Genomic DNA, 11,885 nt, shown 5'->3' on the forward strand with positions numbered 1-11,885 from the left:
GGGCCATGGATTTACAATAACAATGAAAGTCGCCGTTGTGTGGGGTTTATATCTGATCTTCGGGGGAGTGGTCCTGGCCACACAATCTCCTTTAACACAGAATACTCCATCACCCGGTTCGGTTGTGGAATCAGCACAACTTGCCAAAGGTAGAGAGCTATTCAAGGAGAAGTGCGCACGCTGTCACGGTCCACAGGGTCAGGGCACTCGGATTGCACCCGCACTTGTTCGCACACCACATCCCCTGGGAGGCTATAAAACGGCTGCAGGTCTGTTCACTTATGTGAGCAAAGCCATGCCCTTTGATGCACCGGGAAGTCTCAAAGAGGAGGAGTATTGGGCGGTAGTTGCCTTTCTGGCCGATGCCAATCGGCTATTACCTGACAAGAAGGTGACCCTGGGTCCGGCAAACGCTGAGTCGATCCGCCTCGACGTATATCCCGCTCCATGATAAACGGGCGGAAGGCCTTCCGCCCCTACAGTTTAACAATCCTCGTCTTTTACCTCGTCTAGAAGCGCCTCTACCCGTGTGCGGATTTGATCACGTATCTCCCGAACTTTTTCTATGGGCTGACCGGCCGGGTCCTCTAAACCCCAATCCTCCGTGAGGTAAATGCCCGCCGGGCAGACACTTGCATCTACCCCACAACCCATGGTAATCATCCTTGCAGCACCTGTAACCATCTGAGGCGTAAGCTGCCGGGGTCTCTGTCCTTCCAAGGAAATACCTATTTCCGTCATAACCTGCTTGATTATGGGGTTAATCTCCTTTCCTGCCATGGTCCCTGCAGAAAGCGCACGGATTTTAAGCCCCCGCGCTTTGGCAAAGTAATTGAAAAATGCTTCGGCCATCTGCGATCGACCGGCGTTGTGTACACATACAAAAAGGATGGTTTTCATCTTCTTGCCCCGGTGACCGGTTTAGAAGCCCGTATAAAAGCACTCATAAGAACTCCCTCGAGTTCTGCCTCCACACTTCCACTGCAACAGGAAGAAACGATCTCTGTAACATCCTCTTGGGTATAGATCCGGGTTGGAGTAACCGTTATATCCATAAAACCTGCAGCGGTAAGCTTCATCCGATATTCTTCTTCAGAAAGCGCACCGGCCACACAACCGGCCCAAAGCTCGAGGTTTCTTCGAAGAGCCTCGGATACCGGTTTACGAAACACCACATCGGATACTGCCAATCGACCTCCCGGTCGTAATACTCGAAAAGCCTCTCTGAACACCTGGTCTTTATCCGGTGAGAGGTTAATAACACAGTTGGAAATGATGACGTCGATGGAATTATCCGGCAAAGGGATATTCTCGATCGTACCTTTGAGAAACTCTACGTTTTCAACACCTGCCTTTTTCTGGTTCTCTCGGGCAAGTGCCAGCATCTCGTCGGTCATATCCAGGCCGTAAGCTTTACCGGTCGGACCGACGCGTCGGGCTGAGAGAAGTACATCTATACCACCTCCCGAACCCAGATCCAACACCGTTTCACCGGGTTTAAGTTCAATAAGAGCCGTCGGGTTTCCACACCCCAGAGAAGCTAAAACCGCCTCTTCAGGAAGCCCTGCCGCTTCATTAACTGTATACAGATCACGGGTAATAGGATCATCTTCCCTGGTTCCTGATCCGCAGCAACCCGAACTGCCCTGTACTATCTGCCGGGCAAGGGTCGCATACTTCTCCCGGATATACTCTCTTACCTCATCTTTCCGGTTGTTAACCGCATTCATGGTTTCTACCTCCTTTTTCTTGTTCCTCCAAATAGCGGGCAAGTAAAGCAACGGCTTCCTGATTAATCCGACAAATCATGTTTTTACCGCGTCGCTTCATGGTAATTAAACCCGCCTGGCGAAGTTCCTTTAGATGAAAGGAAATCCTGGAGGTAATTTGATTTGCTCCGGTAATCTGGCAGCAAACCTCTCCGGCCGTTGGTCCCTCCAGGGGCCTTACATCCCCCTTCTCATCTATGGCTAAAAGAGACGAAGGGGGGCAACGACGTAGGAACTCAAAGATTCTCAATCGTGTTGGATCGCCAAGTGCCTTAAACATCCCGGCGATCTTTATAATTCGATCTTCGGTTATGGGGTTCATATTATTTAAATATTTCTAGATTTATTTAAATAAAGACTCCTTTTATCTCCTGTCAAGATCCATAAAGAAAAATAAGAAAAAATATCGGATAGGTCATCTATAATTTCAAATTGATAAGCTTAAAAAAGAGGTGGGACAGAAAGGGGCCTCAGGAGTTGGAAGCTCTAAAAGGAAAATAGTACCCCTATCCTTTCCATTACCGGTATAACCTTATCCCTTGTAACCCTGGAAGGAATAGGAGAAACGGTAAGGAATCCTGGATTTTACACGGACCCTTATCCCTACCCTTAGGGATTCTTTAGCGTCTTCCCCGTACCGGAGAGTAGTTGGTATAAGCAGTCAGAAAGTTATACCAACGGGGATAATCTCGGGTAAAATCCAGCCTGTCATAATTGGGCGCAAAAGTCTTCTTATTTCGTGGAAAGTAGATGGATACGCCATAGGCATAAGGGAGATCGCTACTTCTGAAATTGTGAAGGACAAATCCATTCCCGGCGTCATTGGAGATAACCCGCCTAACCTTCTCGGCGGCACTTTTAATAGACGCTTTCTCCACAGAGCCCATGATGAGACTTGCTAAATCGTACAGATCTACGTAGTTATCGTTGGTAAAGTACTGAACTTGATTTCGAATTGTAGAGAGAAGATCGCAAATGGCCGGAATCTCTGGAGTCAGAGCCTTTCCCAATTCGTCTACGGCAGCTACCACCTGCTTAATTTTGCTGATGTCCAGGGCGGATTGGGTTACATTTCGGTTGTTGGGATAGCTTTCTGCATAACACTGGACAATAGCCCGGGCCAGATCTGGGGGAGAAATATTGGGATCGGTAAATAAAGTTTCAAAGATTTTGTTATAGGCCCAACCTGCTCCCGGCTCTGTTTCCTCAGAGCCTACAATAAAATTGACACAATCCTTGATTTCATAGGCCACTTCCAGCATATTCATCAAGCAGGCATTGAACCCTACGACATCTATTTTGCGATTCGGAACAGTAAGGGCCTTTTTAAGCTCCAGATTATCCAAATAATCCCGTGCCGTAACATCCACGGCAATATATCGTTTATGTTGTGGGTCTGTGGTCACTTTTTTAACCGTACTTAAAAAGATCGATTTTCGTACTTTTCTTCGGTGATCTACGGGCGTTCCCCGAAGAGAGTCATAATCAAATCCTTCGGGAAGATCTTCCCAACCTCCGCCATGATTCCAGACATCTACCAGATAATGCTCTGCCGGATACTTTTGCATGGCCCAGGTTATAAAATCCTGCAGTACAGCGGGATCTCCGGTATTTGTTTCCGAGAGGACTTGAACACATCGGGCATTATTCTTTTCAATGAGATATCTCTTGACGGTCTGCTCTTTTAAGTTATCGAATTGGACCAGGACTTTAACCTGAGTGTTCGATCCAAACATTTTCATTTCATCGATATCATGGTAACCCGATCCTTCCAGGTCATTGTCCCCTGCTATGAAAACCAGAAAAGTCCACTTGGCTGCCATGGTGTTTTCCTCCTGTTTTTAAGCTAAAATTAAGTTGCGCAAATTTTGAGCTTTGCCTAAAATATTCTAGGTAATCGAACCATGTCAAGAAAAATCAACCCTCATCAGGAGAGATAGGCGACCATGAGCAGGCTTGTTCTTTTTGATATTGACGGAACCCTTATTGGATCTGGAGGTGCCGGTGCCAGATCCATTGTTCGGGCCTTTCAACAGTTATATGGAATTGAAAATGCCATGGAAGGGGTAGACCCCAACGGTAATACGGATCCCCGGATCTTCCGGGAAGCCCTGGAGAAGAACTCACCGATTCCCCGCGACTTTAAGCAGGAATATCCCCGCATTCTGCAGAAGTATTTAGAGTGTTTGGAAGAAGAAGTTCGGAAGGTTCATACGGCCCATGTTAAGCCCGGAATCCTGGAACTTTTGGAAGCCTTATCCACGGTACGTGGGGTATTTTTAGGACTGGCCACCGGGAATGTTGAACGGGGGGCCCGGATCAAGCTTCAGGTTCATAATTTAAACCGCTTTTTCCCGGTGGGTGGTTTTGGAGATGATTCCGAGATCCGGAGAAATCTTACCCGAATAGCCGTGGAAAAAGCAGAAAAACTCTACGGACAAACCTTCAAAGGCCGAGACATTTTTGTCATCGGAGACACTCCCCGGGATATTGATTGTGGAAGGGCTCTGGAAGGGGTCTGTATAGCGGTGGCAACGGGCTCTATCTCCCGGGATGAGCTGTTAGCCTGTAACCCGGATCATTGTTTTGAAGACCTGAGGGAATACCAGGCCCTCCTTGACTTGATTTTAGGTTAGTAGGTTTAGATATCCGCTGCCTGTTGTCCCCTGTAGAAGCAAAGAAAACAGGGAACAATAGACAACGGCCAACAGACCGTTGACAGTTTTTGGAAAAGCTCTTAAATCCGCCAGTTGGGTCATGGGAATCCTCCTGATTATCAAAGTCTTTGGCTTTGTAGAAAAGCAGGTTTTGGCCTATTTTTTCGGGACCGGATTCCAAATCGATGCCTATTTTGTCACCTTTGGAATTTTGATCGTCTTCTGGGATTGCATCCGGGATCTCATAGGTCCTTCCTTTCTTCCGGTTTTGGTAGAAACTAAAGAGAATCAAACCGAGGCCCAAGGCTGGAAACTGATCAGCATCCTTTTAAACCTCCTGGCAATTATTCTGCTTGGCTTATCTCTTCTTTGCGTACTTTTTGCACCGTCCCTGGTACACTTTATTGCTCCCGGATTTAAAGACGAACAGTTTCGGGTCGCCGTTAACCTCATCCGAATTATGTTTACCGGAGCTGCTTTTTTTGGTATTGAGATCCTGACTTTTCAGGTCCTGAATTCTTATCATCGATTCGTTTTAGCCGTCTTAGGAGACTTCTCCTTTAAGGTTTTAGGGCTGTTAGGACTTGTGACGCTTTATCATTCTCTGGGGATTTATGGTCTGGGCGTGGGAATTTTAGTCGGCTCCCTGGTTGCACCTCTGATTCACCTGGCAGGACTCTGGCGGAAAAGATACCTCTATCAACCCACGCTGGATATAAGCTTTGGTCCCTTCCGTAAAGTTATCTCCCTGATGCTTCCCCTGGTGGCCGGGCTCTTTTTCACCCAGGGGCGTCGTATCATCGATAATGCCTTCGCATCTACCCTGGCCGTTGGAAGTGTTTCTGCCTTAACTTTCGCTTATAGACTCATTGACTTTCCCTTTGTAGCCATCGCAGAACCCCTGGCCGTCGTTTTATTCCCCTTTTTTTCTGATTTAGCCGTCAGGCAAAGTAAAACAGATTCCCCTTCCCTGAGAAGGGAACGAATGGGAGAGAATGAGCTGGTTGAAACCCTGATGGTTGCCCTTAAAACGATTTTTTTGATCTTCATCCCCCTCAGCATTGGCTTATTTACCCTTCGAGTTCCCATCATTCAACTCCTCTTTGAACGGGGTCATTTCGATGCGAATTCTACCCAGATGACCGTCCTTCCTTTGACCTTCTATGCCTGGGGGATGACCAGTAACGCTTTGGAAGCCGTTTTGTTGAGATTCTACTATGCCTTATCAGATACCAAAACTCCCATCCTTTTGGAAGTCATCGCCGTCCTATTCCATGTTACCCTGGTCTATTTCCTGATAGATCCTCTGCAACATGGGGGTATTGCTTTGGCTTTTACCCTCTCTAAAACCCTTAAAGTTTCCCTTCTCTACATTCTTCTTAAAGGGAAGGTGGTGAACCTCCATTTTTATAATCTTTTAGGATTTTTAGCCAAACTGGGGCTTGCAGGCATCGCCATGGGAGCTTCCATTTACTTTTATCACGATTGGGTTAAGGTTTTATTGGACCTCTCTCACCTGGTGGGCCGTGGAATTCTAGTCGGCTCTGCCGGAATGGTAGGACTGTTAACTTTCTTCGGCATGGTTCTCCTTTTGAGGGTCCGAGAGGTGGGAACTCTGGTTCACTTACTCAGACCTCATTAAAAACCTGGCATGGTGCGTATTTTTCTGAAAATACCCGGGCAACTTCATCCCAAAACCGGTGGAAGGAACAACAGGCAAAAGGCAAAAATAATCGGGGTAGTTCCCTTTGCCTTGGGTTTTCTGTTCGTTCTGGGGAGTTGTACCAACAAGGGCGAAACCCCTGAGGAGATTGCCAGAATGTTTTTGGATAAGTATTATATCGAAATCGACCAGGAGGGCGCCCTTCCTATCAGTGCCGGGTTGGCAGAGAAAAAACTCAAAGAAGAATTAAAACTGGTGGAAGGCATCCGGGGCATGGGGGTCTCACCCCAACAGGCAAAGCCCAACATTTATTATAAATTCCAGGACGTTAAAGAATCCGGTCCTGCCACCAAAGTTTTTCGATACAAAATTATCATCAAGGGAGGACCGCAAGAGGTCCAGAAAGATGCCATTATGATTGTTTCCAAAGTAAATAATGTCTGGAAGGTAACCAATTACGATACTTTCGAGGCTTCATCTCCCCCATAAAGGGTGGTTGAGTGTTATGGATCTGTCCGGACATTAAAGAATATCCCAACGAGTTACTCATCCTTCCTTAACGGGTCACACGTACCGATCCCTCTATTTCCACACGATTTTGTGAATGGCTTTTAAAGTGACTTATGACTTTTAGCCAACTTACTGCTTTCTGTAACTCTTCCCGAGTAATAGGAACCCCTCCATATCGTGCTTTGTAGTAGAGGCAGGTGATTTCTTGAACTTCCGGGGTGTAAGGTACCTGTTTTTCTGCCAGTTGAAAAACAAATTCTTGGGGAGTTTGAGGGCCCTTCTTAGGAAATCCCTTTTTAGCAAGAATTCGAAGCATCCTCACATATAGCCTGGCTATTTGGAGTTGTTCAGGAGAAGCGGGGGAATGGGGAAAAAGTTTTTTGAACTCGGCCTTTTGCTTAGAGCGAAAGAGGATAATACCCACGGCAGTTAACCCAATGGCTATAACCGAGAGGGTGATCAGATTTTCTCGACTCAGCAAGGTTTTGATCCGATCCAACCGGGGCAGATCGGAGGGAAGTTTTTCCAGATACTTTGCCATCTGCCGCTGGAGGCGAAGCGTTTTATTCCTCAGGGTTATGGCCATTTCCACCTGATCCATGAGGTTGTATTGGACAATATAACGGTCCCAGCGGGTTCGGATAAAATCAAGGTAGCGGTTTACTCTATTTACAACCGGAATCCGGTCGATAACCGGGGCGTATTCTTCACTAAACGCAGCAGGGGGAGTGGGATCGAAGGTAATCCAACCTTTGCCGGGGAAGAAAACCTCAACCCAGGAGTGGGCATCGCTTTGTCGAACCACAAAATACTTTCCAAACTCGTTCCACTGGCCTTGCTGGAACCCATTGACTATTCTGGCCGGAATATCCAGGGTTCGCAATAAAACCACCATACCCGTCGCGAAATATTCACAATGTCCGGCCCGGTTTTTAAAGAAGAAATCTTCCAGGGGATCGACCCCTTTCTCCCTTTTTACCTCCAGACTATAGGTAAAATTATCCTGTAAAAATCGCTCAATGGCCCTGGCTTTATCATAGGGATGTAAAGAGTTTTCAGTGATGGATCTGGCCAGTTTTTTTATTTCCGGAGACAGGGGCGGGAGTTGGGTATATCTTTCCTTCAGGTCGGAAACTTCTCCATAGTCCATCGGACCTTCCTTGAGTTCTTCTTCAGAAGGGACTTTAAGATCCGAGTAAACGGTATACTTGCGCCCTCGATAGGGTGGGAAATCAGAACGAATCGTACCGGAAAGTTCATCTACATTGAGAGGGGTAAACATGCCGGCTACTCCTTGAATTTGATGGGCTCCGAAAATCACCGTAGAGGTAATGGGACTTACCTCGATTTCCTGTCTGAGTAAGGATGAGCCCCCCTTCAACTTTCCACCGAGGAAGGGTAAACGGGGACGCTCTCCCACGTTAAAAAAGTAGGTTGTTTTTCCGTCTAAAGTCAGTTCTGACCTTCCGGCTACTTTCCTCTCTTGCTTTCTGGAAACCTTCCAACTTCGACCATCGTAGAAATCGAGGGATATACCCCGCCAGTAGAGTAAAGTCGAGGGTTTTCCGGATATATCCGGGAGTTCCACCCGCATAATCGGCGTATGGTTCTTCCGGATATTCCCAAAGGAACCCAGTATTACCTCGTCGGAGAAACCCGAAACAGGTTGAATCCTCTCCTTCTCCTGGAAAAAATAACCAATACTGATCCGAGGGACTACAAAGAAAATCGTCAGGGTAACTGCAAACATCAGAAGGGTGAGCATCGAGGTACCCAGGAAAAAAGAGGGATTAAGGATACTCTCAAACCGATACATCTGAAAGATATTCGGATGCGGCGTACGTTCGGAATCCAGAGCATAGGACGCAATGGATAAAATCTGGGGCTTTTGATGGATCTCGATCTGTTGTTTAAGATGAAAGATAATTAAGGTCCAGGTGGCCAGAACGGTATATAAGATAAAGGGGATGGAGAAGATCACATCGGTTGTTACAACCGCAACGGTTAAAAGTTGAATGAAACTAATAACATAAAGAAACAGGTAATCTCTATTTTCTTTTTTCTGGAAGAGCTTTGTGACTTGAAGAAAGATCAGAAAGCTTACAATCCCTACAACGGGATATCTTCGGATAAAAAGGATGTCTACAATGGACAGGAAGGCCGCCGGTAGAATCAAGGCATTCCAGAAGCGGTTGGATATACGAAGATGGATTCTATCGCTGTCGATCATCCATCCTGTGGTAAGAAGGATCGTAAAGAGAATCAGATAGGAAGTACCAAAAAACTCCGTAAGAAGTAAGGATAGGAAGCCACATGCGATGAGTAGATAACTGAATAACCTAAAGTAGGAAAGGAGTTTCATTTTTGTCCCTGGTCGGTAGTCAGGAGTTCAGCATCTTAAGTCTGTGGATTAAGGTTTAAGGGCCATCCTTTATGGGAATTGACTGAAAGGGTCGATGGCCATCGACCCGTACTGATGATATACCTCTAATGAACCCAGAACTGTGGAAAATGGACGTTTTTCCATCAAGACCTATAAGGATCTGCAGACCGCCTTTTCCATTCAGCTTTTGCGCTGCAGCAAGGAGCCTTGCGCGGGCCTGCCCATGGGTTGGTTCCAGAAGTGCTAAAACTCGTAGAATTTTAAACAGATGGACACAACCCCCATTGAAGGAGACCGTTTCAGAAGGGGTGATTAACTGGACCTCAAAGTTTTGATGGAGAAAATGCCAGGCGTAAGAAGCCGCCATATCCACAGCATCGTCGAGCTTCTGAACCAGACTTTGACTCCCCATTTCGGCTTCCCACTCGGAGGGACAGGAAGTATCCACGATCAGAGTCGCCCTCCTTCTGGACTCATCTTCAAATTCCCGGACCATGAGTCGAGACGACTTGGCCGTTGTTTTCCAATGGATCCGTCGGGAACTATCCCCGGGAGTATACTCTCGAATCCCATTAAAATCCGTCCCCATCCCCCTCCGATCTACCTCCTGTTCTCCCTCCAGAAAAGCAGGGGAATCGGATAACCCGTGAATCGATTCGATTTTGGGATAGACCAGGACCTTCTGTTTGGGATCTAAAATCCTGGCACGCAGGCAAAGGCCGAAGGGATATCCTGTCGAGACTTTAAGTCCCTTCAAGGAATGAAGGCCCCGGCGGCCGAGAACCAGGGTATATCGAAGGGTTACCTCACCTTTTGCCGGTATTTTTATGAAAAAGGCCTTCGGTAACTCTGAAAATTCTTGCGAAAGATCCTCAACCAGAAGCGAAAAGGAAGGGAAGAGTCGCTTATGGTTAGTTAAAGTTACTTTCACAGAAAAAGGTTTACGCGCGTAAATGTGTTCGGGGAGGGTTCTCTGAACCTGAATTTTTCGAAGGGAAAGGGTGGAAAGGAGTCCAGAAGTGATAATAAAGCTGGACATCATTCCGAGAATTAAATAAAGTAAATTGTTACCGGTATTAACCGCGGCAATCCCGATGAGGAGGGTTAAACCTGAGAATATTTTTCCTTCGCGGGTCAACTTAACGATGTAGTTAGAGGGCCACATGTATCTTTAATATAGCAACTTCTGTTCCAGGATGCCAGAGCTTTTTGTGGCCCTCTCTCTCCATCTCCGGTTTTTCAAAAATCTTAACCAAGTACGGGCGCAAGGCCTTGCGCCCCTACTGGTTCCTTCCTTCCATCTCCTTATCGGGCTCCCTTTCCATCCCAGATTTTCAAAAAATCTCAAGGATGGTTGACAACTTCAAGTCCTTTGGTCAGCCGCTCTTTCAGTTGAATCATTAGCTGGAATAGATTTTCTTTCAAGACATCCCCGTTTTTAAATCGGACCCAGACCCGGTCGATCTGCTCTTCGAGCTTTCGGACTTCGCGCCATAGATTGGGATATCTCCGCAACCGGGCTCTAAAATTTAAAGGGGCTCTGGGATAAGAGAATTGCTGGATAAGCTCTTCATAAAATTGATCCGGGTTAAACCTAGACCCGGTATATCTTTCTTTCAATTCTTTTACTTCTAAAAACTCCATACTGCTTTCAAACGTTTCAAGGGAGAGGTCATCCTCTCATGAAGTTGTTGGAAATAGCATTGATCTGTTGATAGAGATAAAGAGTGTCTGGAGATTTGAGACCTTTAAAATCTCCGGGCACCCCCTATCTCCAAGACTAAGATTTCCAGACCTATACCTCGGCAAGGGTAGATACTTCCACCTCCTCGGAAATGCTTCCCATCTCCATAAATCCTTCCGGTTCCGGCGTTGAAACAGATTTCATACTCCGGGGTTTATCCAGACTCCAACGCTCTCGAATCTGCTGGGTGATCATCTCGGTTACTTCGGGATGTTCTTTTAAATAGGCCTTGACTGCCTCCCGTCCCTGTCCAATTCGCTCTCCATTATAGGCATACCAGGCTCCACTTTTGGTCATGATACCCAGGTTGGAAGCCAGATCCAGGATATCTCCTTCTCTGGAGATCCCTTCTCCGTAAAGGATATCGAACTCGGCTTCCTTAAAGGGAGGAGCTACTTTGTTTTTAACCACCTTGACTTTGGTTCGACTTCCAATAACATCCTGACCTTGCTTGATGGAAGTCATTTTGCGCACCTCCAGTCGTTGGGAAGCATAAAACTTAAGGGCCCTTCCCCCCGTGGTCGTTTCGTTATTACCGAACATAATCCCGATTTTTTCACGAATCTGATTGATAAAAATCACCGTTGTACGGGATTTACTGATGACAGCGGCCAGTTTCCGCATGGCCTGGGACATCAATCGGGCTTGAAGCCCCATCTGAGCATCTCCCATTTCCCCTTCCAACTCCGCTTTGGGTACCAGCGCTGCAACGGAATCGATAATAACCAGATCAATAGCACCGCTTCGAACCAGAATATCGGCGATTTCTAAAGCCTGCTCTCCATGATCGGGTTGGGAAATGAGAAGTTCATCGGTATTGACCCCTAATCTTCTGGCATACTTGGCATCCAGGGCGTGCTCTGCATCGATAAAAGCGACGGTACCCCCTTGTTTTTGAGCTTCGGCGGCAATATGAAGCGCCAGGGTGGTCTTGCCGGAAGCTTCCGTTCCGTAAATTTCAATAATTCGACCCCGGGGTACCCCGCCAACCCCAAGGGCTAAATCCAGAGATAAACACCCTGTTGAGATAACCGGGATGTTTTCGACCGTTTCCTCTTGACCGAGTTTCATAATGGCCCCTTTTCCGAACTGCTTGTTGATTTGTGAAACTGCTAAATCTAAGGCTTTCGACCGTTTTTCTAAATCATTGTTATTCATA

The 11,885-nt window shown here is 46.8% G+C and carries 12 protein-coding genes; 4 read left to right on the forward strand and 8 right to left on the reverse strand.

What is annotated here, in order from left to right; genetic code table 11:
- Window positions 1-22: 22 nt before the first annotated feature.
- Window positions 23-451, forward strand: a complete 429-nt coding sequence (locus VNM22_19295) for a cytochrome c (GenBank protein HWP49311.1) — start codon at window positions 23-25, stop codon at window positions 449-451.
- Window positions 452-483: 32 nt separating this feature from the next.
- On the opposite strand, the gene VNM22_19300 is transcribed toward VNM22_19295, so the two are convergent.
- The 4 genes from VNM22_19300 to VNM22_19315 all read right to left on the reverse strand — a co-directional run bounded on the left by VNM22_19300 (window position 484) and on the right by VNM22_19315 (window position 3,592).
- Window positions 484-900, reverse strand: a complete 417-nt coding sequence (locus VNM22_19300; GenBank protein HWP49312.1) for an arsenate reductase ArsC — start codon at window positions 898-900, stop codon at window positions 484-486.
- On the reverse strand, window positions 897-1,730 hold the full coding sequence (locus VNM22_19305) for an arsenite methyltransferase (protein ID HWP49313.1): 834 nt from the start codon (window positions 1,728-1,730) through the stop codon (window positions 897-899). The genes VNM22_19300 and VNM22_19305 overlap by 4 nt, the downstream gene beginning before the upstream one ends.
- Entirely contained in the window at window positions 1,717-2,091 is a 375-nt protein-coding gene (locus tag VNM22_19310; protein ID HWP49314.1) for a metalloregulator ArsR/SmtB family transcription factor, read from the reverse strand. Before VNM22_19310 ends, VNM22_19305 begins: the two co-directional genes overlap by 14 nt.
- A 298-nt stretch (window positions 2,092-2,389) precedes the next feature.
- Window positions 2,390-3,592: a clostripain-related cysteine peptidase gene (locus VNM22_19315; protein ID HWP49315.1), complete on the reverse strand. Its 1,203-nt coding sequence runs from the start codon at window positions 3,590-3,592 to the stop codon at window positions 2,390-2,392.
- A 123-nt stretch (window positions 3,593-3,715) separates the two neighbouring features.
- Here VNM22_19315 and VNM22_19320 point away from each other — a divergent pair, with 123 nt between their 5' ends.
- From VNM22_19320 to VNM22_19330, 3 genes are all read left to right on the forward strand, one after another.
- On the forward strand, window positions 3,716-4,405 hold the full coding sequence (locus tag VNM22_19320; GenBank protein HWP49316.1) for an HAD family hydrolase: 690 nt from the start codon (window positions 3,716-3,718) through the stop codon (window positions 4,403-4,405).
- A 79-nt stretch (window positions 4,406-4,484) separates the two neighbouring features.
- The gene (gene murJ, locus VNM22_19325) at window positions 4,485-6,068 is read left to right on the forward strand and encodes a murein biosynthesis integral membrane protein MurJ (GenBank protein ID HWP49317.1); all 1,584 of its coding nucleotides are present in this window, start codon (window positions 4,485-4,487) and stop codon (window positions 6,066-6,068) included.
- A gap of 9 nt (window positions 6,069-6,077) precedes the next feature.
- Window positions 6,078-6,578, forward strand: coding sequence for a hypothetical protein (locus tag VNM22_19330; GenBank protein ID HWP49318.1), 501 nt, complete (start codon window positions 6,078-6,080; stop codon window positions 6,576-6,578).
- Between the two features lie 67 nt (window positions 6,579-6,645).
- On the opposite strand, the gene VNM22_19335 is transcribed toward VNM22_19330, so the two are convergent.
- The 4 genes from VNM22_19335 to recA all read right to left on the reverse strand — a co-directional run bounded on the left by VNM22_19335 (window position 6,646) and on the right by recA (window position 11,884).
- Complete coding sequence (locus tag VNM22_19335; protein HWP49319.1) at window positions 6,646-8,961, reverse strand: DUF3488 and transglutaminase-like domain-containing protein; 2,316 nt, start codon at window positions 8,959-8,961, stop codon at window positions 6,646-6,648.
- A 55-nt stretch (window positions 8,962-9,016) separates the two neighbouring features.
- Complete coding sequence (locus tag VNM22_19340) at window positions 9,017-10,147, reverse strand: DUF58 domain-containing protein (GenBank protein HWP49320.1); 1,131 nt, start codon at window positions 10,145-10,147, stop codon at window positions 9,017-9,019.
- A gap of 179 nt (window positions 10,148-10,326) precedes the next feature.
- Window positions 10,327-10,626, reverse strand: coding sequence for a hypothetical protein (locus VNM22_19345; protein ID HWP49321.1), 300 nt, complete (start codon window positions 10,624-10,626; stop codon window positions 10,327-10,329).
- Window positions 10,627-10,777: 151 nt separating this feature from the next.
- Window positions 10,778-11,884 (reverse strand): recombinase RecA, encoded by a 1,107-nt coding sequence (gene recA, locus VNM22_19350; GenBank protein HWP49322.1) that lies wholly within the window; start codon window positions 11,882-11,884, stop codon window positions 10,778-10,780.
- Window position 11,885: the final 1 nt, after the last annotated feature.

This window comes from Candidatus Limnocylindrales bacterium, assembly GCA_035559535.1.
Lineage (GTDB): Bacteria > Moduliflexota > Moduliflexia > Moduliflexales > JAUQPW01 > JAUQPW01.

Excerpts from the sequence above, each read along its gene's own strand:
- VNM22_19295 (HWP49311.1), top strand. The coding sequence starts at position 23 with ATGAAAGTCGCCGTTGTGTGGGGTTTATATCTGATCTTCGGGGGAGTG.
- VNM22_19300 (HWP49312.1), bottom strand. The coding sequence starts at position 900 with ATGAAAACCATCCTTTTTGTATGTGTACACAACGCCGGTCGATCGCAG.
- VNM22_19305 (HWP49313.1), bottom strand. The coding sequence starts at position 1,730 with ATGAATGCGGTTAACAACCGGAAAGATGAGGTAAGAGAGTATATCCGG.
- VNM22_19310 (HWP49314.1), bottom strand. The coding sequence starts at position 2,091 with ATGAACCCCATAACCGAAGATCGAATTATAAAGATCGCCGGGATGTTT.
- VNM22_19315 (HWP49315.1), bottom strand. The coding sequence starts at position 3,592 with ATGGCAGCCAAGTGGACTTTTCTGGTTTTCATAGCAGGGGACAATGAC.
- VNM22_19320 (HWP49316.1), top strand. The coding sequence starts at position 3,716 with ATGAGCAGGCTTGTTCTTTTTGATATTGACGGAACCCTTATTGGATCT.
- VNM22_19330 (HWP49318.1), top strand. The coding sequence starts at position 6,078 with ATGGTGCGTATTTTTCTGAAAATACCCGGGCAACTTCATCCCAAAACC.
- VNM22_19335 (HWP49319.1), bottom strand. The coding sequence starts at position 8,961 with ATGAAACTCCTTTCCTACTTTAGGTTATTCAGTTATCTACTCATCGCA.
- VNM22_19340 (HWP49320.1), bottom strand. The coding sequence starts at position 10,147 with ATGTGGCCCTCTAACTACATCGTTAAGTTGACCCGCGAAGGAAAAATA.
- VNM22_19345 (HWP49321.1), bottom strand. The coding sequence starts at position 10,626 with ATGGAGTTTTTAGAAGTAAAAGAATTGAAAGAAAGATATACCGGGTCT.
- recA (HWP49322.1), bottom strand. The coding sequence starts at position 11,884 with ATGAATAACAATGATTTAGAAAAACGGTCGAAAGCCTTAGATTTAGCA.